The 26,418-nt window shown below is 66.4% G+C and carries 22 protein-coding genes and 1 riboswitch; of the genes, 11 read left to right on the forward strand and 11 right to left on the reverse strand.

Annotation, left to right across the window (positions count from 1 at the left end; genetic code table 11):
• Positions 1 to 614 (reverse strand): AMP-binding protein (locus ACQKDV_RS02120; RefSeq protein WP_427782143.1); only part of this gene is annotated, 614 nt, incomplete at its 3' end.
• A 104-nt stretch (positions 615 to 718) separates the two neighbouring features.
• Between ACQKDV_RS02120 and ACQKDV_RS02125 the strand changes: the two genes are divergently transcribed.
• Positions 719 to 1,090, forward strand: a complete 372-nt coding sequence (locus ACQKDV_RS02125) for a YkgJ family cysteine cluster protein (protein WP_116865281.1) — start codon at positions 719 to 721, stop codon at positions 1,088 to 1,090.
• A 74-nt stretch (positions 1,091 to 1,164) separates the two neighbouring features.
• Here the strand turns inward: ACQKDV_RS02125 and ACQKDV_RS02130 are convergent, their stop codons facing one another.
• The 5 genes from ACQKDV_RS02130 to ACQKDV_RS02150 form a co-directional block, all read right to left on the reverse strand.
• On the reverse strand, positions 1,165 to 2,052 hold the full coding sequence (locus tag ACQKDV_RS02130) for an alpha/beta fold hydrolase (protein ID WP_427782144.1): 888 nt from the start codon (positions 2,050 to 2,052) through the stop codon (positions 1,165 to 1,167).
• Positions 2,053 to 2,076: 24 nt separating this feature from the next.
• Entirely contained in the window at positions 2,077 to 3,195 is a 1,119-nt protein-coding gene (gene fic, locus ACQKDV_RS02135; protein WP_427782145.1) for a protein adenylyltransferase Fic, read from the reverse strand.
• A 162-nt stretch (positions 3,196 to 3,357) separates the two neighbouring features.
• A complete protein-coding gene (locus ACQKDV_RS02140; protein WP_427782146.1) occupies positions 3,358 to 4,374 on the reverse strand; it encodes a 3-oxoacyl-ACP synthase III in 1,017 nt (338 codons plus the stop codon).
• 101 nt (positions 4,375 to 4,475) lie between these two features.
• Complete coding sequence (locus ACQKDV_RS02145) at positions 4,476 to 4,793, reverse strand: DUF4156 domain-containing protein (RefSeq protein ID WP_108758334.1); 318 nt, start codon at positions 4,791 to 4,793, stop codon at positions 4,476 to 4,478.
• Positions 4,794 to 4,959: 166 nt separating this feature from the next.
• The gene (locus ACQKDV_RS02150; RefSeq protein WP_427782147.1) at positions 4,960 to 7,809 is read right to left on the reverse strand and encodes a M16 family metallopeptidase; all 2,850 of its coding nucleotides are present in this window, start codon (positions 7,807 to 7,809) and stop codon (positions 4,960 to 4,962) included.
• A 406-nt stretch (positions 7,810 to 8,215) separates the two neighbouring features.
• On the opposite strand from ACQKDV_RS02150, the gene ACQKDV_RS02155 reads away from it, so the two are divergent.
• Positions 8,216 to 8,692 carry a hypothetical protein gene (locus tag ACQKDV_RS02155; protein ID WP_427782148.1) on the forward strand — a complete coding sequence of 159 codons (477 nt, stop codon included), beginning with the start codon at positions 8,216 to 8,218 and terminating at the stop codon, positions 8,690 to 8,692.
• A 70-nt stretch (positions 8,693 to 8,762) separates the two neighbouring features.
• Entirely contained in the window at positions 8,763 to 9,242 is a 480-nt protein-coding gene (locus tag ACQKDV_RS02160) for a tRNA (cytidine(34)-2'-O)-methyltransferase (protein WP_079224780.1), read from the forward strand.
• A gap of 99 nt (positions 9,243 to 9,341) precedes the next feature.
• Here the strand turns inward: ACQKDV_RS02160 and ACQKDV_RS02165 are convergent, their stop codons facing one another.
• On the reverse strand, positions 9,342 to 10,505 hold the full coding sequence (locus ACQKDV_RS02165; protein ID WP_427782149.1) for an acyl-CoA dehydrogenase family protein: 1,164 nt from the start codon (positions 10,503 to 10,505) through the stop codon (positions 9,342 to 9,344).
• 256 nt (positions 10,506 to 10,761) lie between these two features.
• Between ACQKDV_RS02165 and ACQKDV_RS02170 the strand changes: the two genes are divergently transcribed.
• Both ACQKDV_RS02170 and ACQKDV_RS02175 read left to right on the forward strand, forming a co-directional pair.
• On the forward strand, positions 10,762 to 12,438 hold the full coding sequence (locus ACQKDV_RS02170) for an electron transfer flavoprotein-ubiquinone oxidoreductase (protein ID WP_427782150.1): 1,677 nt from the start codon (positions 10,762 to 10,764) through the stop codon (positions 12,436 to 12,438).
• 65 nt (positions 12,439 to 12,503) lie between these two features.
• The gene (locus ACQKDV_RS02175) at positions 12,504 to 12,905 is read left to right on the forward strand and encodes a c-type cytochrome (RefSeq protein ID WP_427782151.1); all 402 of its coding nucleotides are present in this window, start codon (positions 12,504 to 12,506) and stop codon (positions 12,903 to 12,905) included.
• On the opposite strand, the gene ACQKDV_RS02180 is transcribed toward ACQKDV_RS02175, so the two are convergent.
• Positions 12,902 to 16,534: an ATP-binding protein gene (locus ACQKDV_RS02180; protein WP_427782152.1), complete on the reverse strand. Its 3,633-nt coding sequence runs from the start codon at positions 16,532 to 16,534 to the stop codon at positions 12,902 to 12,904. The two genes, ACQKDV_RS02175 and ACQKDV_RS02180, sit on opposite strands and share 4 nt — an antisense overlap.
• Positions 16,535 to 16,610: 76 nt before the next feature.
• On the opposite strand from ACQKDV_RS02180, the gene ACQKDV_RS02185 reads away from it, so the two are divergent.
• From ACQKDV_RS02185 to pnuC, 5 genes are all read left to right on the forward strand, one after another.
• Positions 16,611 to 17,249: a response regulator gene (locus ACQKDV_RS02185; RefSeq protein ID WP_427782153.1), complete on the forward strand. Its 639-nt coding sequence runs from the start codon at positions 16,611 to 16,613 to the stop codon at positions 17,247 to 17,249.
• A 191-nt stretch (positions 17,250 to 17,440) separates the two neighbouring features.
• On the forward strand, positions 17,441 to 17,788 hold the full coding sequence (locus ACQKDV_RS02190) for a glycine zipper 2TM domain-containing protein (RefSeq protein ID WP_427782154.1): 348 nt from the start codon (positions 17,441 to 17,443) through the stop codon (positions 17,786 to 17,788).
• Between the two features lie 142 nt (positions 17,789 to 17,930).
• The gene (locus ACQKDV_RS02195) at positions 17,931 to 19,058 is read left to right on the forward strand and encodes a phosphotransferase enzyme family protein (protein WP_427782155.1); all 1,128 of its coding nucleotides are present in this window, start codon (positions 17,931 to 17,933) and stop codon (positions 19,056 to 19,058) included.
• Positions 19,059 to 19,157: 99 nt separating this feature from the next.
• Positions 19,158 to 19,252, forward strand: a riboswitch (TPP riboswitch).
• A gap of 70 nt (positions 19,253 to 19,322) precedes the next feature.
• On the forward strand, positions 19,323 to 21,515 hold the full coding sequence (locus ACQKDV_RS02200; RefSeq protein ID WP_427782156.1) for a TonB-dependent receptor: 2,193 nt from the start codon (positions 19,323 to 19,325) through the stop codon (positions 21,513 to 21,515).
• An 8-nt stretch (positions 21,516 to 21,523) separates the two neighbouring features.
• Entirely contained in the window at positions 21,524 to 22,081 is a 558-nt protein-coding gene (gene pnuC, locus ACQKDV_RS02205; protein WP_427782186.1) for a nicotinamide riboside transporter PnuC, read from the forward strand.
• A gap of 86 nt (positions 22,082 to 22,167) precedes the next feature.
• Here pnuC and ACQKDV_RS02210 read toward each other — a convergent pair whose 3' ends face one another.
• A complete protein-coding gene (locus tag ACQKDV_RS02210) occupies positions 22,168 to 23,142 on the reverse strand; it encodes a Dyp-type peroxidase (protein WP_427782157.1) in 975 nt (324 codons plus the stop codon).
• A 244-nt stretch (positions 23,143 to 23,386) separates the two neighbouring features.
• Here ACQKDV_RS02210 and ACQKDV_RS02215 point away from each other — a divergent pair, with 244 nt between their 5' ends.
• The gene (locus tag ACQKDV_RS02215) at positions 23,387 to 24,307 is read left to right on the forward strand and encodes a DUF6624 domain-containing protein (RefSeq protein ID WP_427782158.1); all 921 of its coding nucleotides are present in this window, start codon (positions 23,387 to 23,389) and stop codon (positions 24,305 to 24,307) included.
• Between the two features lie 120 nt (positions 24,308 to 24,427).
• Here ACQKDV_RS02215 and ACQKDV_RS02220 read toward each other — a convergent pair whose 3' ends face one another.
• Both ACQKDV_RS02220 and ACQKDV_RS02225 read right to left on the reverse strand, forming a co-directional pair.
• Entirely contained in the window at positions 24,428 to 25,000 is a 573-nt protein-coding gene (locus tag ACQKDV_RS02220; RefSeq protein WP_324806281.1) for an Ax21 family protein, read from the reverse strand.
• A gap of 599 nt (positions 25,001 to 25,599) precedes the next feature.
• Positions 25,600 to 26,073 carry a DUF998 domain-containing protein gene (locus ACQKDV_RS02225; protein WP_427782159.1) on the reverse strand — a complete coding sequence of 158 codons (474 nt, stop codon included), beginning with the start codon at positions 26,071 to 26,073 and terminating at the stop codon, positions 25,600 to 25,602.
• Positions 26,074 to 26,418: the final 345 nt, after the last annotated feature.

Raw genomic sequence — 26,418 nt, forward strand, 5'->3', positions numbered from 1 at the left:
AGCTGGATCTGGCCGACGAAGTGGCGGTGGCGGTAGACCACGCCCTTGGGCACACCGGTAGAGCCACTGGTGAACAGGATGGCGGCCATGTCCTCGCCATCGGTGGCGGCCAGCATCGGCCCGCCGCTGGCACCGGCGCGCTCCAGCGCGGCCAGGGTGGTCCCACCCCAGCCCAGGCGGCGGCCGACGGTAACCAGGCGGGTGGCCGACGGCGCCCAGCGCAGCGCCAGCCGCGCCACATGGGCCAGCGGGATGCCGATGAAGGCTTCCGGCTGCGCCTCGTCCAGGCACTGCTTGAGCGCGCGCTTGTCGATGCCCGGGTCGACCAGCACCGGCACCGCACCCAGCTTGAACAGGGCGAACATCAGCAGGAAGAACTCCGGCGAGGGCCGCACCATCACCACCGTGCGCACGCCGCGGCCGATGCCGTAGCCGGCCAGGCCGGCGGCCATGGCGTCGCTGCGGGCATCCAGCTGGCGGTAGTCCAGGGTCACGTCATAGGCCGCCATGCCGTTGCCGGCGCCGCGCCGGCCGGGGCAACGGATGGCGATCTGGTCAGGGCGTTCGCGGGCCAGTTCAGGCAGCCGCGCCGCGATATTGCAGGGTCCGTTCATCCGTTCATTGTCGCCGCTTACGGAATTTCTTGCGCGGCCGCCCGCTTCGTGGAAAATCCGCAGCCTCGTTCCCGATTCCCGTTGCCGCCCGAGGCGGCTTGCCCATGCAACACCCCTGCATGACCTGCGGCGCCTGCTGCACTCAATACCGCGTGGCTTTCCATTGGATGGAATCGGACGAGGTCACCCCCGGCGGCGTGCCGCACCAGCTGACCGAGGTACTGGACCCGCATCGCCTGTGCATGCGCGGCACGCACTCCAAGCCGGTGCGCTGCGTGGCGCTTGACGCGCAGATCGGCGTGTATTCGCGCTGCACCATCCACCCCAACCGGCCCAGCGTGTGCCGCGAGGTGGATGCATCATGGGAGTACGGAAAGGCCAGCCCGCAGTGCGACAAGGCGCGCATTGCCTACGGCCTGGATCCGCTGACCGCGGCGGACTGGGAAGGCAACGACAACAGCCCGATCGCGGCGTAGTCCGGTGTGCCGACCAACGATCGGCACCTACCGGGGGGTGATGGGCGGGTGCCGACCGTTGGTCGGCACATCCATCAGAGCGGATTCGCGTCGAGGAAGGCGCGGATCTCCGGCACCAGCACTTCGTGCTTGTCTTCCAGCACATAGTGGCCGGCGTCCTCGAAGGCATGCACCTGGGCCCGCGGCAGCGCGGCCTGGAAGCCCTTCAGGAAGTGGTGGTCGAAGACGATGTCACGCAGGCCCCAGCCGAGGAAGGCCGGGCGGTCGGCGAAGGACGGCAGCGCCTTGCCGGCACGCTCCAGCAGCGACCATGCCTTGTCGGCCGGTGACAGCGGGATGTCCTGCATGAAGCGGATGGTGCTGATGCGGTTGGCATAGCTGTTGTACGGCGAAACGTAAGCGCGGCGGACGTCGGCCGGCATCTTCCGCTCCACGCCCAGCCACGAGGCTCCGGACGAGAATGCGTTGAAGGTGCGGATGATCCACTCGCCGATCTTCCAGTGGCGGCCCAGCGCAATCTGCCACGGCATCTTCTTCGCCGCCGGCATCGGGAAGGCGGCGGTGTTGAGCACCACCAGGCGCTTGACCTGGTCGTGGTGCGACAGCGCCCAGCCGAAGCCGATCATGCCGCCCCAGTCGTGCACGGCCAGGGTCACCGGGCCGGTGATGCCCAGATGCTTGAGCAGCGCGTCAAGATCGTCCACGCGCGACTGCAGCGTGTATTCGTAGCGGCTGTCGTCCGGCTTGTCCGACAGGCCCATGCCGATGTGGTCCGGCACGATGCAGCGGTACGTGTCCGACAGGCCGGCCACCAGCGTGCGCCAGTAATAGCTCCACGACGGATTGCCGTGCACCATCACCACCACCTCGCCGTCGCGCGGGCCTTCGTCGAGATAGCTCATCGACAGGCCCGGACGGACCTCGAAACGCTGCGGGTGGGCGGGGTAACCGGGAAGATTCATGGGCAGCTCTTCAGGAGTGGGACATCACTGCGCGCCCGCAGGCGGCAGCACGTAATGTTGGGGGGCGTGTACATTGTCGGACAACAGGCGCAGATAGGCAGGATGCAGGAACAGCTTTTCCTTGCCCATGCGCTGTTCCTGCAACATGCCTACGTCCACCAGCTCGCGCAGGTAGCGTGCAGCGGTTTCGCGGCGAGCGATACCGGCGTCGACGAGGTTCTGGATGCGGCAGTAGGGTTGACTGAACAACACGTCCACCAGCTCGCGGCTGTAGATCTTGGGCCGCTGTGCGCGCACCCAATCGCAGGCCTGCTCGTGCAACTGGCGGATGGCGTGGATCTTCGCGCCCGTCCACCGCGCGGTGTCAGCGACCGCCTCGAGCATGTAGGCGATCCATGCCGCCCAGCCACCGTCGCGCGTGACGCCGAGCAACAGACGGTAATAAGCCGCCTTGCGTTCGATGATGTAGCGCGAGAGGTAGAGCACCGGCACGTCAAGCAGATCCTGCTCCACCAGCATCAGCAGATTCAGTACGCGCCCGGTACGACCGTTGCCATCGGTGAACGGATGGATCGCCTCGAACTGGTAATGCGCCACAGCCATGCGGATGAGCGGATCGATGTCCCGCTCGTCATGGATGAAGCGTTCCCAGTTGGCCAGTTTTTCTCGCAGCAGAGCCTCGCCAACCGGTGGCGTGTAGATCAGCTCACCGTTCTGCTGATTGACCAGCGCCGTTCCAGGCACACGCCGCACCTGCATGTCTGCGTCCTTGATGCGGCTGCAGACCCGTTCAGCGGTATGGGTACATAACGGCCGTTCCGCCAGCGACTGGAAGCCTTCCTGCAGTGCGCTCCGATAGCGCAGCGCTTCCCGAGTGACCGGGTCCGCTGCACCTTGGTGGTCTGCAAACCGGAACAGTTCGTCGGTGGTGGTGACGATGTTCTCGATCTCCGAGCTTGCCTGCGCCTCAAGCAGCGGGATGGTGTTGATCAGCACCGCTGGATTGGGCAGGTGCCCGGTAGCCTGCCTCAACGAGGCCAGGGCTTTGTGCGCTTCGATGCAGGCCTTCAGCAGCTCGCGGGTTTCGAGCTCGGCGGCAGGCGGCAACGGCGGCAGGGCGTTGTAGGGCGTCTGGGCATCCATACAGCCGGCTCATGTCGATGGAATCGACATGATGCCGCTGACATGTCGAAAAAGTAACGGTTTTCGCGCATGAACCGCAAAATCGGGACGTATACGCCCCGGTTGCCGACGTTCAGCGCCCCCCAGGAGGTCCAGATCCGCCATACGGCGGATCCCGGGGTCTTACCAGACCACTTCAGCCATCGAACAGTTCAGCCCCGAGCCGATGCCGAGCAGCGCGATGCGGTCGCCCTTCTTCAGCTTGCCCAGCTGCTTGAGCTTGCTCAGCACGATCGGCACCGAGGCCGGGCCGATGTTGCCGTGCTCACCGAAGATGGTCATGACCTTCTTCGGGTCGATGCCGAAGTTCTTGATGAACGCGGCGGTGTGCGGCTGGCTGACCTGGTGGATGACGAACTGGTCCAGTTCCTCCACGGCCCAGCCGAGGGCGATCTTGGCGGCGGTGAAGGTCTTCTGCGCCAGCTTGATGCCTTCGATCAGCAGCAGGCGGGTGTCGGTGACCATGCGGTCGAGATTGCCCAGGCACAGCTGGTTCCACTCGGTGGCCGAGCGGGTCACGCCACCCTTGTAGCGCGGGGCGTCGGGCACCAGCTCCGAGCGCGCCATCACCATGGCTGCGGCGCCCGAACCGGTGGTCAGGGCCGCCAGTTCGTTACGGAAGTCGTCGGCGGTGACATCCGGGGCGGTCATGCGCTCCAGGGTCTTTTCGTACACCAGGTTGGCGGTCTCGCCGTCCACCACCAGCGCATAGTCGATGTCACCGCGCTCGAGCATGCGCGCGGCGATGTCCATGCCGTTGATGAAGGCCAGGCAGGCATTGGCGACATCGAAGGTCATGCATTCGTCGCTGACGCCGAGGTTGCCGGACACGATGGAGGCCGTGGACGGCTCCAGGTAGTCGCGGCTGACCGAGGTGTTGACCAGCAGGCCCACCTGGCCGGCGGTGATGCCGGCATCTTCCAGGGCCTTGCGGGCGGCCATGGTGGCGGCGTCGGAGGCAAGCACACCGTTGTCCCACAGGCGGCGGGCGTGGATACCGGCGATATCGCCGAGCACGTCGGTACGGATGCCCAGGCGATCCAGCGTCGGCTGCAGCCGTTCGTTGATTTCCTTGGTCGTCAGCGTATGCGGCGCGTCGACATGTGCCAGGCCGGCGATCGAGACATTCTTGAAGAGCATCGAGGTTAGCGCCAAGGCTCAGGCAAAAGGGGGCGCTATTCTATAACTCCGGGGCTTTAACCGCATCTTTACGGATTCAGCCTTGCCCGTATGGTCCCTGTTCAGCGCGGCGGGCACTGGAAGGCGGCGAAGCGCTGGCTGCCGTCGGCGGGGGGCGCAGCGGCCTGCACGGCGTTGGCGCCAGCGCTGGGAGCCTCGTTGCGGGCCAGGGTTTCCAGCTCTTCCTGCACGCGCAGCGGGTTGCGGTTGTAGAAGCCGACCTTGCTCTTCACAGTGACCACGACCTCACCCTTGGTGATGCAGCCTGCCGGCAGCGGGCCGGCGGGGAGCACCCGCACCGTCTTTCCGGCCGGTTCCATCGGCACCCAGGTGCAGGCCGTGACGGTGAGCAGCAGGGACGACAGCAGCAGAAGGCGCATGGGCAGATCCTGGAAGGGTATGGGGGGATTCTGCCTGAACAGCCTGAATCGGGGGTAGCCGGGGGCGGGATTGAATCCCTATCGTCACCCTCGGATCACGCGTTGCCGGCCAGCGGCCGGCACTACCGGGGGAGCCGGCCCGCCACATGGCGGGCCGGGTATTGCCTTATTTCTTGACCGGGTTGCCTTCGGCATCGATCACGGTTACCTCGCCCAGGTTCAGCGCGCGCACGGCCGCTTCAGTCTGCTTGAGGTCACCCACCACCACCCAGGTCAGGCCCTGCGGCTTGATCTCGGCGGCGGCCTGCTGCACCTGCGCCGGGGTCATCGCCTCGATCTCGGCCTTGCGGCGCACCACGTAATCATCCGGGCGCTTGAACTGCACGATGTTGCCGATGGTCGCGGCCACCGCGGCGGCGGTCTCGTAGGCGCCGGGCAGGCTCAGGGTCTGGATGTTGCGGATGCGGTTGACCTCGGCCTCCGTGGCCGGCTTGCTGCCATCGGCGAACTGGACGATTTCCTTGCGCATTTCCGCCAGGGCCGGGCCGGTCTTGTCGATCTGCACCGGCGCCATCGCCATCCACGGGCGCTGGCCCACGGTGTTGCTGGCGCTGGTACGGGCACCGTAGGACCAGTGCTTGTCCTCGCGCAGGTTCATGTTCAGGCGCGAGGTGAAGTCACCGCCGATGACGCCGTTGGCGATGTCGAAGCGCACCGAGCTGGCATCGCTGGACGGCGGCACGACCTGGCCGGCGAACAGGTTGGCCTGCACCGCACCCGGCTGGTCGATGAGGAACACACGCGTGGACTTGGGCACGGCCACGGCGGTGCTGGCCTTGATCACCGGGGCATCACCGCTGGCCTTCCAGTCGCCCAGCTGCTTGTCCAGCAGCGGCACGATCTCGGCCAGGGTGGTGTCACCGACCACGATCAGGGTGCCGTCCTGCGGCCGCAGCCAGTCGCGGTGGAAGTCGACCAGGTCTTCGCGGCCCAGGCTGGTGATCGCTGCTTCGTCACCGCTGCCGGTGAACGGAATGGCGTACGGGTGGCCCTTGCCATACAGCAGCGGCGGCAGCACGCGCATGGCCACCGCGTTCGGGTTGACCTTTTCCTGCTGGATGCCGGCGATCCACGAGGCCTTGACCCGGTCGATCTCGCCCTGCTCGAAGCGCGGCTCGCGCAGCAGGTCGCGGTACAGCGCCAGCGACGGCACCAGGTTTTCCTTCAGCGCCGACAGGTCGACGGTCACCGCATCCAGGCCGGCACCGGCATCCAGGCTGGCACCCAGCGCGTCGGCGGCATCGGCGAACGCCAGCGAGCCTAGCTTGCCGGCGCCTTCGGTCATCAGGTTCATGGTGAAGTTGGCGGTGCCCGGCTTGCGCCCCTGGTCGGCGGTGAAGCCGCCGGGGAACTGGTAGCTGAACTGCACCACCGGAATCTCGTGGCGTTCGGCCAGCACCACGGTGGTGCCGTTCTTCAGGGTGGCACGCTGCAGCGCCGGGAACTTCAGCTGCGGGAACTCACGGGTCTGCGGCACGCCGGCCTTGCGATCAACCTGCTCCGGCAGGGTGCTGAACTTCGTGTCCACGGCCGGCACGTTGAACGGCTTCGGGGTCTGCGTCGCCTCTTCCGGCAGCGCCAGGCGCTCGCCCGGCTCGACCACCAGCGTATGGCTGCCCTTGCCCAGCCACTGCGCGCCCACGCGCTTCAGGTCGGCAGCGGTGGCCTTGTCGATGTTGGCCAGCGAGGTGCGGAAGCAGCCCGGGTCGCCGGTGTAGACGGCGCACTCGGCCAGGGCATCGGCCTTGCCGCCGAAGCCACCAATGCGTTCGATGCCGCGGATGAAGCCGGCGCGGAAGCCGGTCTTGGCGCGCGACAGCTCGTCGGCCGTCGGCCCTTCCTTGATGAGGCGCTCGATCTCCTCATCGATGATCTTCTCGACCGTGGCCGGGTCCTGGCCCTGCTTCACCGTGGCCATGACCATGAAATTGGAGCCCAGCTGCGAGGCGTAGGCACCAGCACTGATGTTGTCCACCAGCTTGTCCTGGTGCTGCAGGCGCTGGCTCAGGCGCGAGGACTTCGCGCCGCCGAGGATCTGCCCCAGCAGCTGCAACTGGTCGATGTCGGTCGTACCGACCTGCGCCACGTTCCAGGCACGGTAGACGCGCACCTGCGGCACCTTGTCGGTCATCACTTCGCGGGTGTCAGCCTCGCGCTTGGCCACGTCCACCTTCGGCTGGGCCATGGTCGGGCCGGCCGGGATGCTGCCGAAATACTTGGCGGCCTTTTCCTTGGCGGTGGCCAGGTCGATGTCGCCGGCCAGCACCAGCACCGCGTTGTTGGGGCCATACCAGGTGCGGAACCAGGTCTTGACGTCATCCAGCGAGGCGGCGTTGAGGTCGTTCATCGAGCCGATGACGCTGTGGTGGTATGGGTGGCCGACCGGGTACAGCGACCGGTTCATCTGGCTCCACACCTGGCCATAAGGCTGGTTTTCGCCCTGGCGCTTTTCGTTCTGCACCACGCCGCGCTGTTCGTCCAGCGCCGCCTGGTCGATCGCACCGACCAGATGGCCCATGCGGTCCGATTCCATCCACAGCGCCATGTCCAGTGCGGTGGTCGGCACGTTCTCGAAGTAGTTGGTGCGGTCGGTGTTGGTGGTGCCGTTCTGGCCGGTGGCACCGACCTGCTTGAAGGGCTCGAAGTACTCGCCGTCGTGGTTCTCGCTGCTCTGGAACATCAGGTGTTCGAACAGGTGGGCGAACCCGGTCCGGCCGGCCGGCTCGTCCTTGCTGCCGACGTGGTACCAGATGTTGACCGCCACGATGGGCGCCTTGCGGTCGGTATGCACGATCACGCGCAGGCCGTTGGGCAGGGTGAACTGCTCGAACGGGATATCGACCTTGGCGGCAGCGGCTGGCTTGGCCGCCAGTGCGGCAGTCGGCGCGAGCGTGCCGAGGGCAGTACTGAGGGCGACGGCCAGCAGCGCGGTGCGTGGGCGCAGGGCGAGAGACATTTCCAGATCCTTGGTCACGTTGGTGAACCGCGATCCTAGCGCGCGCCCGGCGCGGCTGGTATCGGCCAGCAGTCACTGGGGGTGTTTACCGCCGAGGACCTTCGGGCCGGTCCATCCACACGGTCACGTGCACCGGGTTCACGGTCCGGACAGTGTCCACCGCACTTCAAACGGACAGGTGTCCGCTCTGCGGACACTGCGGATCCGCCACAAAACCCTTGAATATCAATAACTAAAAGTTGGCACAGCGATTGCTTTGTACTTCCTGCGCCAGAAAGCGGCTTCACACAAAACATGACTGGATACTGAACAAAAACAAGAAACTGAAAAACCTTCTTGCATGCCCAGAACTGGTGTACTACATTACTACCACACCACCTCTCACTAACACTAAACAGGCCCCGTCATGAACACCAAGACCATTGCCATCGCCATCGCCCTGATTGCCGGCACCGCGGTTGTTTCGTCGGTGCAGGCCTCCGAATCCATCAAGACCCTGTCCACCGTGCAGGTCCGCCCGGCCGCCGACCAGCTGGCCCAGCAGGCCTGGGAACAGGCCAGCGGCATCCCGACCCTGGCCACCGTGGAAGTGCGCCCGAGCGCCGACCAGCTGGCTGAGCGCGACGGCTTCTTCGCCGCCCCGGTCGCCGCCGCGATGCCGATCACTACCCTGGCCGCCGTCGAAGTGCGCCCGAGCCTGGAACAGCGCGTCGCCCTGGCCACCGAACTGGAAGCCCAGCGCTACGCCGCCACCCTGGCCGCCGCCGCCACCAGCGTCGCCAACCAGGTCATCACCAACCTGCCCACCCTGCAGGTGCGCCCGAGCGCGGCCGATCTGCAGGCCCTGGCCAGCGAAACCGCCCAGGTCCTGCTGCGCCCGTAAGCGGCGTCCGCCCTGCCCTGTGCAGGGCGTGCGCCGTAAAGGCGGCACCGGTCGCAGGTACACTGCAGCGATGAATGCCGCGCCCCTGTTCCACGTGATCCTGTTCCAACCGGAAATCCCGCCCAACACGGGCAATGTGATCCGGCTCTGCGCCAACACCGGCGCGCAGCTGCACCTGGTCGAACCGCTCGGGTTCGCACTGGAAGACAAGCAGCTCAAGCGCGCCGGGCTGGACTACCACGAGTATTCGCGCCTGCAGGTGCACCCCGATCTGGATACCGCGCTGGCGCGCATCGCGCCCAAGCGGCTGTTCGCCCTGAGCACGCGGGCCAGCGTGCGCTATGACAGCGTGGCGTTCGAAGAAGGCGATGCCTTCCTGTTCGGGCCGGAAAGCCGCGGCCTGCCGCAGGATCTGCTTGATGCCCTGCCCGAAGGCCGCCGCCTGCGCCTGCCGATGCGGCCGGACAACCGCAGCCTCAATCTGTCCAACACCGTGGCCGTGGTGATGTACGAAGCCTGGCGCCAGCACGGCTTTGCCGGCGGGGCGTGAAAGAAAGCAGCCGAGCATGGGCTCGGCTCTACACGTACGCTCCTGTAGAGCCGAGCCCGCGCTCGGCTCCCCCGCATCGCGTCCGGAAACCGGATAGCGTCAGAACGCGTTGATGCCGGTCAGCTCGCGGCCGATCACCAACTGGTGCACGGTCTCGGTGCCTTCATAGGTAATCACTGATTCCAGGTTCAGCGCATGCCGGATCGCCACATGCTCGGTGGTGATGCCGGCGCCGCCCAGCAGGTCACGGCATTCGCGGGCAATATCAATGGCCATGCGGCAGTTGTTCCACTTGGCCAAGCTGACCTGCTGCGGCTGCAGCTGACCGGCTTCCTTCAGCCGGCCCAGCTGCAACGCAAGCAGCTGCGCGGTGGTGATCCGGCGGGCCATTTCGGCCAGCTTGATCTGCGCGCTCTGGGTGGCAGCCAGCGGGCGGCCGAACAGCACGCGTTCCTTGGCATAGCCCAGCGCCTCATCAAGGCAGGCGATGGCCGAACCGATCGGGCCCCAGCTGATGCCGAAGCGGGCCTGGGTCAGGCAGCCCAGCGGGCCCTTCAGGCCCTTCACGTTGGGCAGGCGGTGGCTGTCGGGCACGCGCACGTCATCGAAGTACAGCGCACCGGTCAGCGAGGCGCGCAGGCTCATCTTGTGCTTGATCTCCTGCGTGGTGAAGCCGGCCATGCCCTTTTCCAGCACGAAGCCCTGGATGCCATCCTCAGTCTGCGCCCAGACGATGGCCAGGTCGGCCACCGGACCGCTGGTGATCCACATCTTGCTGCCGCTGATGCGCCAGTCGCTGCCATCGCGCACCGCGCGGGTCTTCATCGCGGCCGGGTCGGAGCCGCCGTGCGCCTCGGTCAGGCCGAAGCAGCCGATCAGTTCGCCGCGGGCCATCGCCGGCAGCCACTGGCGGCGCTGCTCCTCGCTGCCATAAGCGTAGATGGGGTACATGCACAGCGAGCTCTGCACCGACACGAAGCTGCGCAGGCCCGAATCGCCGCGCTCCAGTTCCTGGCAGATCAGGCCGTAGCTGACCGCGCCGAGGCCGCCGCCACCGTACCCGGTGGGCAGGGTCGCGCCGAGCAGGCCGAGCGCGGCCACCTCAGGCACCAGCTCCTCGGGGAAGCGGGCCTGGTCGAAGGCATCGCCGATGATCGGCAGCACGCGCTCGTTGGTGAAGCGGGCCACGCTGTCCTGCACCGCGCGCTCTTCCTCGCTGAGCAGGGAACGGACATCGAACAGATCGTACGGATGCAAAGCCATGGCACTCACGCGCAGTCAGGACCTGGCCATTGTCGGTCATCCGGGCAGGGTTGGTGCACGGGTAGAGGCCGACCTACCGACGGCATCGCTCGCTGCACTGCAGCAAACGCGGTGTGAACATCGCCGATCTAGCTCGATCACGCGCGTCCCGGTACCCTGACACATTCAAACAAGCGTTTCGCACGTGGTTGCACGCGCGATTCCCAGGCACCGCCGGTGGCCCCGATGCCGGCACTACCCACGAGTCATGCATTCGATGAGCGCTGAAGCCAACGCCCTGCCCCCGCGTGAAGTAATGGAATTCGACGTGGTGATCGTCGGTGCCGGCCCGGCCGGCCTGGCCACCGCGATCCGCCTGCGCCAGCGCGCGCTGGAAGCCGGCCGCGAGCTGTCGGTGTGCGTGCTGGAAAAGGGCTCCGAACCCGGTGCACACGTGCTGTCCGGCGCGGTGATGGACCCGCGTGCGCTGACCGAGCTGTTCCCCGACTGGGCCGAGCGCGGCGCGCCGCTGAAGCAGAAGGTCACCCGCGATGAGTTCCTGTTCCTCAGCGAAACCGGCGCGCGCAGCACGCCCAACGCGCTGCTGCCGGAGTGCTTCCACAACGAAGGCAACTACATCATCAGCCTGGGGGAAGTGACCCGCTGGCTGGCGCAGCAGGCCGAAGCGCTGGAAGTAGCGATCTTCCCCGGCTTCGCCGCCGCCGAGGTGCTGTACGGCGACAACGGTGAAGTGATCGGCGTGGCCACCGGCGACATGGGCATCGAAAAGGACGGCAGCATCGGGCCGGCCTTCGAGCGCGGCATGGCCCTGCATGCCAAGTACACGATCTTCGGTGAAGGCGCCCGTGGCCACCTCGGCCGCCAGCTCATCGCACGCTTCAAGCTGGATGAAGGCAAGGATCCGCAGGCCTACGGCATCGGCATCAAGGAACTGTGGCAGATCGACCCGGCCAAGCATGAGCCGGGCCTGGTGGTGCACGCGGCCGGTTGGCCGTTGGACAGCGACACCTATGGCGGCGCGTTCCTGTACCACGCCGACGGCGGCAAGGTCGCCATCGGCTATGTGGTCGGCCTGGATTACAGGAATCCGTGGCTGAGCCCGTTCGAGGAGTTCCAGCGCTTCAAGACCCACCCGTCCATCCGCAAGCACCTGGAAGGCGGCACCCGCATCGGCTACGGCGCCCGCGCGATCACCGCCGGTGGCCTGCTGTCGCTGCCGAAGACGGTGTTCCCGGGTGGCGCACTGGTCGGCTGCGAGGCCGGCTACCTCAACGCCAGCCGCATCAAGGGCAGCCACGCGGCGATCAAGACCGGCATGCTGTGCGCCGACGCCGCGTTCGATGCGCTGGCTGCTGACCGCCAGCACGATGAACTGAGCGCCTATCCGAAGGCGTTCGAAGCCAGCTGGCTGTTCACCGAACTGCAGCAGGCCAAGAACTTCAAGCAGTGGTTCAAGAAGGGCCAGACCGTGGCCACGCTGATGACCGGCGTGGAGCAGTGGCTGCTGCCCAAGCTGGGCGTGCGCAACCCGCCGTGGACCCTGCATCGCACCCAGCCGGACCACGCCTGCCTGGAACCGGCAGCCAAGCACACCCGCATCGCCTACCCCAAGCCCGATGGCGTGCTGACCTTCGATCGTCTCAGCTCGGTGTTCCTGAGCAGCACCAACCACGACGAGAACCAGCCCAGCCACCTGACGCTGAAGGATCCGAGCATTCCGGTGAAGGTGAACCTGGCCGAGTACGCCGGCCCGGAAGCGCGCTACTGCCCGGCCGGCGTGTACGAGTTCGTTGGCGAAGCCGACAACGCGCGGCTGCAGATCAACGCGCAGAACTGCGTGCACTGCAAGACCTGCGACATCAAGGACCCGACCCAGAACATCGTCTGGGTGACCCCGCAGGGTGGCGGCGGCCCGAACTACTCGGGCATGTGATGGCCCGGGGCTGCGACCGCGTGTCGCAGCCCGCTGCGGCGGGCCCACCGCTATCCTGCCCGCCCATGCGCGCCTGCCTGCCCCTGCTGCTGATCCTCGCCCTGGCCGCTACGGCGGCTTGCCAGCGCACGCCACCAGCCCCGCTGACGCCCGCACAGGCCCGCCTGCAGGCCCAGCAGCAGGCCTTCGAGATCTGCGCCGGCTGCCACACGACCGAGGCCGGCGGCATCCACCGCTTCGGCCCCAACCTGCATGGGGTCATCGGCCGCCGTGCCGGCAGCCTGCCCGACTACGCCTATTCGGACGGCATGCGCCGCGCCGGCTTCGTGTGGAGCGCGCAGACCCTGGACACCTTCCTGCAGTCGCCCACCCACATGGTGCCGGGCACGCGCATGTACAACGCCTTCCCCAGTGCCGAACGGCGCGCGCTGGTGATTGCCTACCTGCAGGAGCAGGCGACGCGCTAGCCCGCCGTTGAAGCGGCAAGGCGCTGCAGCTGCTGCTGCAGGTGCTGCACGAACTGGCCGACCTGCTGCAGCACCGGCGTGGCATCAGCTTCGCCGGCCTGCTGAAGCTGCTGTTCCAGCGTCGCGGCGCGCTCGGCCAAGCCACGTGCCCCTACCGACCCCAGAGCGCCGCCCATACGATGCAGCTGCACGATCACACTGGCGCGATCACCTTCGTCCAGCGCGCGCAGCAGCTGCGCAACATCCGTCGCACTGGCCTGCAGCAGGCTGTCGCGCAGCTGGTGGGCCACCTGCAGTGAACCGAAACGCTGCTGCAGGGCGGCCAGATCGGGCAGCTGCAGCGATGCCGTGTCCTCATCGGCGCTGGCCTGCGCCTGTACGGCGGTCGGCGCCGCCTGCAGGTCCTTCGCCTGCGGCAGCCAGCGCAGCAGGGCCTGCCGCAGCGTGGCCAGCGACAATGGCTTGGCCAGCACATCGTCCATGCCGGCCTCGCGGCAGCGGCGCGCATCATCGTCGAACACACTGGCAGTCAGCGCCAGGATCGGCAGGCGCGGCTGGCCGCTGCGACTTTCGCGCTCGCGCAACAAGCGGGCAAAGGCAAAGCCATCGAGCACCGGCATGCGGCAGTCGGTGATAACCAGATCGAAGCGCTCGACCGACAGGCGATCCAGCGCCTGCTGGCCGTCGTCCACCAGCACATGCGGCACGCCCAGCTGCTGCAGGCGCCAGGCCATCATCGCCTGGTTGGTGGGGTGGTCCTCCACCACCAGCACGCGCGCCACGCGCAGCGCCGGCGGCAACAGCGCGGTCTGTTCCTGTTCGGACAGCAGCGCCTGCACATCCTCAGCGCGCGCCTCGACCAGCGACAGCAGCACTTCCACCCGTGTGCCCTGGCCCAGCACGCTGTGCAGGGAGATCTCACCCCCCATCTTGTCTACCAGGCGCTGACAGATGCTCAGGCCCAGGCCGGTGCCGCCGTACTCGCGCTGGATGTGTGCACCTGCCTGGGTGAACGGCGCGAACAGGTGCGGAACATGCTCGTCGGCGATGCCGATGCCGGTGTCCGACACGGTCAGCCGCAGCGGCTGGCTGCCGTCTTCGGTGGTGGCACCGAGCACATCCACCTGCAGCCGCACGCTGCCCTGCGCGGTGAACGTGATGGCATTGCTGAGCAGGTTGAAGATGATCTGCCGCACACGCACGCCATCCACTTCGTGCGCCTGCGCCAGCCGCGGGTCGATCTGCACCTGCAGATCCAGGCCGCGCGCGCTGGCCTGCGCCGACAGCAGCCGGCACACGCTTTCCAGCAGGGGCCGCAACGGCATCGGCACCGGTGCCAGGCGCAGCGCGCCGGCCTCCATGCGCGAGTAATCCAGGATGTCATCGAGAATCTGCTGCAGCATCTGCGCCGAATCCTCGATCACACCGATGATGCGCCGCTGTTCCTGGTCCAGCGGCGAATGCGAAAGCACTTCCAGCATGCCCAGCACGCCGCTCATCGGTGTACGGATCTCGTGGCTCATGGTGGCCAGGAAGCGCGATTTGGCTTCCACCGCCTGTTCGGCTTCTACCTTGGCCGCGGCCAGCGCATCGGCCTGCGCACGCGCTTCGCTCACATCCACCCAGTAGCCGCTCCAGGTCACCACACCCGCTTCGACCGAGTAGGGATGCGCCTGGGTGCGTACCCAGCGCAGCGTGCCGTCGTCGGCGTGCACACGGAACTCGAACGACAGCGGGGCGAAGCTGCGTGCAGCCAGGTCGGTGCCGCGCAGGATGCCGGCACGGTCTTGCTCGTCGATGCGCTTCAGCAGCACAGAGGCATCGGCCATGGCCTGCTGCGGAGATATGCCGAACAGGGCCTGCACGTCGCCGGCAATGAACGGGAAACTGAGCGTACCGTCGGCATCGCGGCGGGCCTGGTAGACCGTGGCCGGCAGGTTGTCGGTGACGTCGGCCAGACGCTGTTCGACAAGGCGTCGCCCAGCCATTTCCCTGCGCAGGCGCCAGTGCCCCAGCGCATACACCACGCCAGCGGCCAGCAGCACCAGCACCACCGGCACGCCCCACTGCAGCAGGGCACTCCACTGCACGTCACGCGCGTACTCGGTGGCCACCCAGCGATCACGCAGGGCCTGGCGCTCCTGCGGGGTCATCTGCAGCAGCAGGCGGTCGAAGGTGGTGGCCAGGGCCGCGTGCCGGGCGTCCACGGCCAGCGCCAGCTCGTCGTTGAAGTTGGCCGGTGCCGCAATCTGCAGTTTCCCGGGAAAACGGGAGCGCATCAGCTGGTCGACCAGGGCCAGGTTGCCTACGTAGGCATCGGCGTCGCCGTCGGCCAGCCGCTGCAGGGCCTGTTCGGCGCTGCGTGCGGCAATGATGCGGGCCTCGGGCGCCTGCAGCAGCACATAGCCGCGCACCCGTTCCGGATCGGACAACAGCACGCGCTTGCCCTGCAGATCGGCCAGCCCGAGCAGCACCGGGCTGCCCTGGGCAGTGACGATCACATTGGGAACACTGATGAACGGCTGGCTGAAGACCCAGTCGGGCCCCAGATAGCGGGAATCCAGGGGAATGCCGATGACCGCCTGCAGTTCGCCGCGCCGAGCCTTCTCGCGCACATCGAACCAATCATGGCTGGGCTCGATCCGCAACGTGGCACCGGCCTTCTGCAGCTGCTGCAGGTAGCCGCTGGCCAGACCGCTGGGTGTGCCATCCGGCCCGGCAAAGGACAAGGGCGCGGCGTTGGGTGCGAAGCCGATCATCAGCGGTTCCTGCAGCACCTGCTTCTCGGCCTGGCTGAGTGCCAGCTGCGCCGTCGCCGACCACTGCAGCGGCGGCAACCAGTGCTGCAGCACCGCATCGCGTTGCGAAGGGCTGGTTCCGGCCAGGGCAACATCCAGCGCCTCGGCCAGGGGCTCACTGCCGTGGGCGACACCGAAATGCAGGCGCTCGGGCGGCAGATCGCTGGGCCGCAGCAACGTGATGCCGTCGATCTGCCGCATCGCGATCAACTCGGTGGCCACGTACGCATTGCCGATGAACACGTCAGCCTTGTCGTCTTTGACCATGCGCAGCGCCGCTTGGGTGTCTGCCGCAAACACCTGGCGGGCCCGGGGGAACCGCGCGCGCACCTGCGGAGCGGTCAGGAAATCCTGCTCGGTCACCACCCGCAACCCATCCAGGTCCGGCGCCTGTGACGCACGCAGGTCGCCGTTGCGGCCCACGATGGCCAGGGGCGCTTCCATATAGGCACGGGTGTAGGTCATGCAGCGGGTCCGCTCACGGCTGAGCGCGATGTTCATCACCACGTCGATCTCGCCGCGGCACGCTGCATCCAGCACGGCATTCCAGTCGCGGTAGCGGCGGTACTGGACCTTCACACCCAGTTGACGCGCCAGAAGCGACAGGTAATCTGGTCCCAGACCCACAGGTTGGTCCTGCTGCAGGGTCTCGAATGGAGCCCACCCACTGTCATACTGGCCGACAACGATGACCGGATGTGCCGCCACGAACCGGCGCTGTTCTGTAGTCAACAGCAGCGGTCCCGGCTCGGCCTGCGCCAGTTGCGCCAGTACGGACAGGCACAGAAGCCCCAGCAAGAGGATCCATCCACGCACTGCCCGGTTCCGCATCTGCGACGTTCTCCCAGAAACCCGCCTGGTACCGCGCGACTCGCGGCTGGCACTGCCCGAAAGGCCATACTAGAGCATGACCTTGCGCATCATCATCGCAGACGACCATCCCGTCGTACGCATCGGTACCCGCGCCGTGATCGAATCCAGCGGCGTGGGCCGGGTGGTGGGTGAAGCGGAGAGCGTGCAGGCGCTGATGGCCGTGCTGGCCAGCCAGCCCTGCGACATGCTGGTAACCGACTACTCCATGCCAGGCAGCGCCCAGGCCGATGGCTTTGCGATGATCGGCATGATCCGCCGCCGCTATCCCGAGATGCCGGTGCTGATGCTCAGCGTGTCCAACAATCTGGCCATCCTGCGCATGGTGCTGGACAGCGGAGTGCTTGGCCTGGTCGACAAGAGTTCGTCGATGGAGGAACTGCCGCAGGCCATCCAGACCGTCTACCGCGGGCAGCCCTATATCAGCCGCAGCCTGCGTGATCGGGTGGAGGAGGCCGGCGGCTGGCGCATGCGCGAGGGCGATGGCAAACCGCTGTCGCCCCGTGAAGTGGAAGTGCTGCGCCTGCTCGGCACCGGGATGACGGTCAAGGAAATCTCCCTGCAGCTGCACAAGAGCGTCAGCACCATCAGCCGGCAGAAGGGCGATGCGATGCTCAAGCTGGGCCTGAAGGGCGATGCCGAGCTGTTCGACTACCTGCGCGATGGGAAAATCTGAACCTCGTGCCTCTGGCGATTGAATTTTCAGGCTGGCTTCATCCCGTTTGACGCTGGATGAATGCAGCACGCTGCACGGTGCCACGCGCAATGTTCCGACAATGTTGGACGACCAGCGTAGGCATCACGGCAGCCGGGGCACCCCCCGCCCTCCCTGCCCACCGTGGCACGTCCCAGACAGGAGAACCGAACATGTTCAGTACGTCCGCAATCAGCTTCCGTGGTCTGGCGATGGCATTGGCCCTGCTGGCCGGGGTGGCCGTGGTCAGCGATGCCAGCGCGATGTCGAGAAAGGACAAGCGCACCGTGGTCGGTGCGGTGGTGGGCGGCGTGGCCGGCCATCTGATCTCCAACGGTGATCCGACCGCGACCGTGGGCGGCGCCGTTGCCGGTGGTGCCATCGGCAACCTGACCACCCGGGACCGCCATGACAACCGCCATGACCGCCGTTACGACAACCGCCGTTACGACCGCAGCTACCACAACCGCGGCCACGACCGGCGCCATTACCACGACCGCGGCCGTCATCGCGGCTGGTAAGCGCGCCATCGGTTGAGCGGTATCGCAGCGGGCAGGTCCTGGACCTGCCCGTTTTTCGTTGCGGCATCGCATGTTGCGTCGGCAGCGCCCATGGCGTTGAATGCGCAGCCTTGGTGACTCCTTTCCAGGCAGCGGCTGCGGCATGACTTCTTTCCCCCATCGCGTGCAGGGCCTCAACAACGACGAGGTTGCCGCCGACTGGCCGGCGATCAGCGCCGCTGAAGTGGCGTGGCTGTGCACGCAGTACCCGGCATTGGCGGCCGACAGCACGCTGCGCTGGCACAGCCCGCGACCGTTGTCGGCGGCGGCTATCGTCGAAGGCACGATGGGGAGGGTGTTCATCAAGCGCCACCACCACAGCGTGCGCAGCGCCGCCTGCCTGCAGGAAGAACACCGTTTCATCGCCCATCTGGCGGCACACGGCGTGCCGGTGGTACAGGTGATGGCGGCCACCGATGGTGCGACCGCCGTCGAGCACGGCCCGTGGACCTATGAGCTGCATGCCGCCGGTGCCGGTGCGGACCTGTACCGCGAGGCCGTGTCGTGGTCGCTGCTGACCGATACCGCGCAGGCACGGCAGGCCGGGCACATGCTGGCGCGCCTGCACCAGGCCTCAGCCAGCTACACGGCGCCGCAACGCAGTACGCATATGCTGGTCGCCCGCGACGATCTGATCCGCGCCGACGATCCGATTGCCGCGCTGCAGGCCGATCTGCCAAAGCGGCCCGGGCTGGCCCGCTACCTGGCGCGCATTCCATGGCAGGCACAGCTGCGTGCCGAGGTGCTGCCCTGGCATGCCGGCCTGGCGCAACGCCTGCGAGAGGAACCACGGCTGTGGGCGCACAACGACTGGCACGTCTCCAACCTGCTATGGGGGGCCGACGGCACGGTGGCCACCGTGCTGGATTTCGGCCTGGCCTCGCCCACCAGCGCCCTGTTCGATCTGGCCACCGCCATCGAGCGCAACGCCGTGGCCTGGCTGGAACTGGAGCGCGGTGCCGACGCCGTGCGCATCGACATCGCACTGGCCCTGCTGCAGGGCTACCGCGAAGTGCTGCCACTGTCGGCCACCCGCGTGCAGCTGCTGGCCGACCTGTTGCCGATGGTCCATTTCGACTTCGCTCTGTCTGAAGTGGAGTACTTCGAGGGTGTCACCGGCTCTACCGCCAATGCCGATGTGGCGTGGCAGCCGTTCATGCTGGGGCACCCGGCGTGGTTCAGGAGCGAGGCGGGGCAAGGGCTGCTGCAGGCGCTGCGCGCAGCGGCGTGAGGGTCGTTGGGTCGGGGTCAGAACCCTTTGCTGCGCAAAGGGATCCGACCCCATGCTCGCCCGCCGCTCGCAAATCCGTACCGTTTGTAGTGAAATGGTCACCTGAAGCGGGGGTGCCTGGATTGCCAGGCTGAGAGAGTCCCTTGGAACCTGATCCGGTTTGCACCGGCGTAGGGAGCTTTGAGCAGCAGTCGCACCCCCACTCCGGGCAGGTGCGCCCGCGCGCCGTCGCTTCGTCTCCCTTGCTGTCAGAAGACGAACCGAATGAACCGCTGCCTGCGCCCCACCCTGCTCGCTCTCGCCCTCTGCGCCGCCCTGCCGCTGCATGCCAGCGCTGCCGAGGTGTCCCCCGACGTGGCCGCCACCGGCGCCGAACGTTCGCCGACCGAACTGGCGGCGGTGCGCGTGCAGGCCGGCAGACCCGCCGCCGATACCTCGCGCGCCAACGCCTTCGGCGGCGGCAGCTGGAAGGACACGCCGGCTTCGGTCAACGTGCTCGACCGCGAGTACCTCGACCGCCGCCAGGTGCGTTCGCTGTCCGAGCTGGCCAGCAACGACGCCTCGCTGGGCGATGCCTATGCACCGGTCGGCTACTACCAGAACATCGCCATCCGCGGCTTCGCCCTGGACGCAGCCACCGGCTACCGCTTCAACGGCCTGGCCATCGCCGGCGAACAGCGCCTGGCGCTGGAGAACGTGCAGGAGGTGCAGATCCTCAAGGGTGAAGCTGGCCTCGCCGCTGGCGTGATGGCACCGGGCGGCATCATCAACTACGTGGGCAAGCGCCCGGCCGAGGTGCGCAACGTCACCCTGGGCACCGATTCGGAAGGCTCGCGCTATGTCGCCGCCGATGTCGGGCACTGGATCACGCCGCGGTTTGGCGTGCGCCTCAATGCGGCGTGGGACGCCAGCAATTCCTACATCGATCACGCCGACGGCAACCGCAACTTCTATTCGCTGGCTGCGGACTGGTTCATCGGCGAGCGCGGCAAGCTGGAAGTGGATGCCAACTACCAGACCAGCACGCAGCGCTCGGTGTCCGGCTATCAGTTGCTGGGCGCCAGCGAGCTGCCGCGCGGCGTAGACCGCAAGCACCTGCTTGGCTACCAGCCGTGGCAGCGCCCGGTGGCTATCGCCAGCACCAACATCACCGCCCTGCACACCTACGACTTCAACGAGCGCTGGCAGTCGCGCGTGTCGGTGGGCTACAGCCGTTCGGTCATCGATGACAACGTGGCCTTCGCCTACGGCTGCTACTACACCGCGCAGTGCGCCGATGGCAGCACGCCGGGCAACTACTTCGCGCCCAATGGTGACTACGACATCTACGACTACCGCAGCCCGGACGACACCCGCCGCAACCAGCAGGCGCGCGCCGAGCTGCGCGGCCGCTTCGACACCGGCAGCGTGGGCCACGAACTGACCGTCGGCGCCGATACCTTCCGCCGCACCGTCGACCGCCGTCCCAGCGTGAACGAATACGTGGGCAGCGCCAACATCCACGACGCGCAGGTGCCGGTGTACGAACCCTCGCCACTGCAGCCCGGCCCGTCCGCACGCCGCCTGGACAGCCGCCAGACCGCCGTGTTCGCGCTGGACCGCATCCGTTTCGGCGATGACTGGCAGTGGCTGGCCGGTGGCCGCTTCGTGCGCCTGGACGAGCGCGCCTACGACAAGCGCGGCAACCGGCAACGCCAGAGCCGCCTGTCGCGGTTCCTGCCGCAGACCGCGCTGGTGTGGAAGGCCACCGACCAGCTCAACGCCTATGCCAGCTACGTGCGTGGCATTTCGCTGGGCCAGGAGGCGCCATTCTGGACCACCAACGCCGATGAATTCCTGCCCTCGGTGCAGTCGCGGCAACTGGAAGTGGGCGTGAAGTACGTGCCGGTGGAGGGCGCGCTGACCCTTGGCGCGGCACTGTTCCGCATCTCCCAGCCGTACCAGTTCGCCCAGCCGGATGACAGCGAGGCGGGCTATACCTTCGTGCAGCAGGGTACGCAGACCCACACCGGCCTGGAGCTGACCGCCAATGGCCGGCTGACCGACGCCCTGCAGGTGGTGGCCAGCGCCAGCGTGCTGCAGGCGCGGGCGCGCGATGCCGGTACGCCGGACTATGAAGGCCACCAGCTGGTGAATGTGCCCAAGGTGCGCGCCAGCGTGCACCTGGCCTATGCGCTGCCGTTCGTGCAGGGCCTGGACGTGACCGGTGGCTGGCGCTACGCCTCCTCCAACGTGGCCCGTGCCGATGGCAGCGTGCGTGCGCCGGACTATTCGGTGTTCGATGCCGGCCTGCGCTTCCAGCATCGCCTGCACGAGCGCGCGGTGACCTGGAACCTGTCGGTGGACAATGTGTTCAACCGCTTCTACTGGCGCGATACCGGCAGCAGCGGTGGTGACTACTACCTGTTCCCCGGCGCACCGCGGCAGGCGCGCCTGTCGGTGACGTTCGCGCTGTGAGCGGCCCGCTGCTGGAGTGGACCGCTGCCCTGTGCAGCGTGTTCGGCGTCTGGCTGATGGCCCGGCGCCGGTTGTCGGCGTGGCCGGTGGGCCTGCTGTCGGTGACGCTGTACGGGCTGGTGTTCGCCGAGGCCAAGCTGTATTCGGACACGCTGCTGCAGGTCGCCTTCGGTGGCTTCCTGGTCTACGGCTGGATCAACTGGCGCCAGCACGCCGCCGATGAAGGCAGCATCCGCATCGTGCCGTTGGCGCGCAGCAAGCTGCTGCGCGACCTGTCCATCGGCCTGTGCGGCGGCGTGGCGCTGGGCGCGGCCATGCACAGCTTTACCGACGCCGCGCTGCCCTGGCTGGACGCGATGCTGACCGCGCTGAGCCTGGTCGGGCAGTGGTGGCAGGCGCGTCGGCATGTGGCGTGCTGGTGGGTGTGGATCGGCGTGGACGTGGTCTACGTGGGCGCGTACGTGTTCAAGTCACTGCACGTGACCGCGGCGCTGTACGTGTTCTTCCTGGGCCTGGCCGTGTATGGCCTTCGTGCATGGAGTGCGGCGGCGCGCGCGAATCGGTAGCCGCCAACCTTGGTTGGCATCTACCAGAGGGTCATCCACGCATGGCGTGGATCTACTGGGCAATGACATCCACGCATGGCGTGGGGTCATTCGCCCAGCTCGGCCAGTACCTTGCGCGAGGGTGCGAAGAAGGTGACGCCCGTGGTGGCCGTGGAGAAATCCAGGATGCGGTCGTGCAGCGGCGCGGGGTTGCCGATGAACATGCGCTCGAGCATCTGCTCGATCACCCACAGCCGCCGCGTGTAGCCGATGAAATAGGTGCCGTACTCGCCACGCCCGGGGGCGGCGAAGGGCATGTTGTCACGCAGGATCTCGTGCTCGCCGTCGGCATCTTCGATGGTGCACAGCGTCTTGTGCGATTTCTGCGCGTCGGCCGGTGCGTCATCCAACTCGATGTTGTCGTGCTTGGTGCGGCCGATGATCGCTTCCTGTGCCTCGGTCTTCTGCGCACGCCAGGCATCGAGGTTGTGCAGGTATTTCTGCACCACCACGTAGCTGCCACCGGCGTGCTCGGGATCTTCATCGCCCACGATCGTGGCTTCCGGCAGCGACAGCCCTTCCGGGTTGGCCGTGCCATCAACGAAGTCCAGCAGATCGCGGCCATCGAAGTAGCGGAAGCCGGCCACCTCATCCACGGTCTCCACGGCATCGCCGAACGCCATGAGCAGATTGCGCTCGAACGCCACGATCAGATCCTGGGTGCGTGCACGGATGTGATACAGCAGATCACCCGGGGTGGACACCGCCGTGTGGGTTGCACCCTTGATTTCGCGGAAGGGCTTGAGCTCGCGTGGCAGCGTGCTGCCCACCACCGGCCCCCACACACGGTGGCCGATGGCCACGTTGCAGGTGAACGTACGCCCGATCTCGCGGATGGCGGTGTTCTTGATCAGGTCATCGGTGCTGCCCAGCACCTCGCGCACCCTGGCGATGGAACCGGCATCATCTCTCACCTTCAGCATCAGGAACGCGGCCGAGTGGGTCAACGGCGCGGTGATCTGCTGCGGCTCGTTGTCGAGCGTGTGGTTGAGGGCGGTGATCGGTGCGGGCTGGGAATTCACGGTACTTCCTGCTGGCTTGAAGCGGGCGATTCTAGCGGAACCCGGCTGCAGTAGAGCCACGCCATGCGTGGCTGGGAAGTGCATCCACGCATGGCGTGGCGCTACTGAAGAGCATCGGGCGATTCCAGCGGAAGCCTCCTGCCGACGACGGAGCGGTTCTCAGGTAGAGTCAAGCGTGCTCGACTGCTGGTCGAGCCATCCGGCCACGCATGGCGTGGCTCTACTGTCCCGTCAGGAAGACACGATGACATCCATCCGCACTTCAACCCTCACCCCGGCACTTCTTGCGCTGCTGCTTGGAACGACCAGCGGCGCCCATGCTGCCGAAACCGGTACGTTCTTCAGCGCAGTAGAGCAGTACCAGGACGACAATTTCAAAGGCTGCGCCGATACGCTCGGCACGATGTATCAGCAGGGCGCGAGCTTTCCCGATGCCGGCGAACTGCTGCTGGTCGAGTGCACCGCTGCTGCCGGTGACCACCCCGCCGCGATGGCCTATGCCCTTGCACTGGTCGAACAGGACCGGCTGCCCGTCGACGACCTACTGCACAAGGACCGCCCCGGCCTGAACGCCCTGCGCGCCGAGCCATCCTGGCAATCACTGCTGGCACGCGTGGATGCCGCACAGAAGCAGCGCGCCGCGCAGATGGACGAACCATTGCGCACGGAGCTGCTCGATCGTGAGGCCCGCGACCAGGCCGAGCAGCACGCGGCCATCGCTGAAGGCGGCGGCGAGGCGTTCAAGCGCGTCGCTCCCTTGGCCCAAGCCAATGCGGACTGGCTGAAATCGGTGATCGCCGAGAAAGGGTGGCCGACACGTTCGAAGGTCGGCCGCGATGGTGCCAAGGCCGCGTGGCTGCTGGTGCAGCATGCCGACCAGGACCCCGCGTTCCAGGCCGAAGTGCTGCCGCTGATCGAACAGGCCGCCAACGACGGCGAAGCCGACCGTGCCGACGTGGCCCTGCTGACCGATCGGGTGCTGGTGGCGCAGGGCAAGCCGCAACGCTACGGCAGCCAGTTCGTGCGGGGTGACGACGGCGCGATGCGCTTGCGTCCCACCGAAGACATGCCCGGCCTGGATGCGCGGCGCAGTGCGATGGACCTGCCGTCGCTGGCGGATTACAAGGCCATGCTCGCCGAAACCTACGGCACGCCGGTGCGTTGATCGCCGTGGTGGTTTCACAAAAAAGAAGCCCGGCGCGAGGCCGGGCTTCGGGTGGCGTGCGGGAGAGAGAGAGAGAGAGAGAGCACACGCCGGTAACGCACTCTTGCTGACTTGCTGTTCTTACCAGGTGAAGCGCGGACCCACGAACCACTCGCGGTCGCCGGCCTTGGCCAGCTTCACTTCGCCACTCAGACCCCAGTTCGGGGTGAACTTGGCGGTGGCACCGACGCGGCCGTAGAACTCGCCGTCCGGATCGATACCGTGCTTCTTGCTGAAGTCTTCGTAGCCGGCCAGCGCGTAGCCTTCCAGGTACGGGTTGAAGGCGGTACGCAGGCCCACTTCCGTGGAGTAGCCGTTGAAGTCCAGGCCGTGCTTCATGTCGAACTTCTGGTACGCAACACGTGCCACCAGGTCGGTGTTCGGTGCGATGCCGTAGTTGTAGCCAGCGCCGATGCGCCACTGGGCGACATCGTTCTTGAAGGTGTCGGTTTCCTGCTTGTTGTAATCAGCGAAGACCGAGAAGTTCGGGTGCACGGCAACCGAGCCCTTGACGCCCCAGCCATCGGCGTCGCCGCCCTTGGCGTCGGTGTTCACGTAACCGCCTTCAACGTAGTTGTACGACAGGCCATCGGCAGCCGATGCAGCAAACGGCAGGGCAGCCAGCAGACCCAGGGCGAGCAGCGAATTCTTGATCATCGGGACACACCTTTTAATTATTTTGATTTCGTCGGCCGCCTCACCGGGAGGGGAAGAGGTGGTCAACAGGTGTGAATTATCCGTTTGCTGGTGAAATCGACCCTGAATATTGAACTGAGCAGTACATGAATGAGGTTGCTGTTCAGGGAACTATGGTGACCAGGCTTAGTAGACGGGCAACCATAGGTTTGCGTTCTTGCTGAACCTATGGTTGCGCAAGGGCTGAAAACCTATGGTTGCAGCGGCCCAATTTCAGTTTCAGCCAACGTCACTACGTTTCAGTTGACGACGCTAGTCGAGTACGCCCATGACTCTTCCAGGCTCGCAACTGACCAATACTATGAATGCACCCACCATCGAATTGGCTTTGCCCACGTTGTAGATCGGTGACTTCCAGATCCTGGCGATCACCGATGGCCATCTGACCGCCAGCCTGGGCCTGCTCGTCCACATCGATCTGGCCGACGCCGCACGGCTGCAGCTACAGGCCGCGCTCAATGATCCGGCCTTGATCACATCAACTGCTATCTGGTCAGGGGCAGGGGGCGCCCTGTCCTCATCGACGCTGGCGCCGGCGGCAACAAAGGATGGGGAGGTCACTTGAGGGGCAATCTGCTGCGAGCGGGTGTGCGGCCCAGGTTCAACCAGAGATAGACGATGCCCGCGATGCTCATCACAGTCGTCACGGCGAACGCCCGTCCGTTGGCAGACCACGCGCTGAATCCGATCTGCGACATCTCCAGTGCGATCATGTTTGCGATACCGATGGCGTTAAAGCCGTGCATCGGATGGCCCGTGGGCCAGAGTCCGTTAGTGAGCATCGAGACGCCAAAGATCATCCAGCAGATCGCACCTACGGCAATCCGTTGGCCGGACACCCGCCATACCCCAATGGCAAGCGCCACCAAACCCATGCCAGAGTCGATGGCGGAGATCCTGACGCAGATGCTTGCGAGCGTTGGCGCCTGCAGCAGCTCGCTGGCGTGCTGTGCAAGCGGATCGTAGCTGGGCGCAAACTCTGCGGCAACGCTAGCCCAGAACAGGAGCCACGGAAGGGGAGCCAGATGCACGGCGGCGTGCGCCGGATATCGAGTGGCTGCTTCTCAGCATCTGCACCAGATCCGGGGCTGGTGCTGTTGTAACGTGCGGCGTCTTCGTGGGTTGAAGCGCGGCTTGGGGCTTCAGTGGGGTGCTGCCTCATTGGCAGCGATGCTTTTAAGGCCCTGAAATGCATAGATCACCGAGACAGCCACCCGCAGCGGATTTGGCTCCGCAGCAAGGCGCTGTGCGTAAACTTCACACTACCCGAGCAAGTCATGCATATCGATGTCCGACGAATTGACCAAGCACTTCTATCGTCCAACGTAATAAAGCTCAAAATTCCCTTTCTCTGAATCGATGACACGAGCACCGTC

It is taken from the genome of Stenotrophomonas sp. NPDC077659 (assembly GCF_050268705.1).
Lineage (GTDB): Bacteria > Pseudomonadota > Gammaproteobacteria > Xanthomonadales > Xanthomonadaceae > Stenotrophomonas.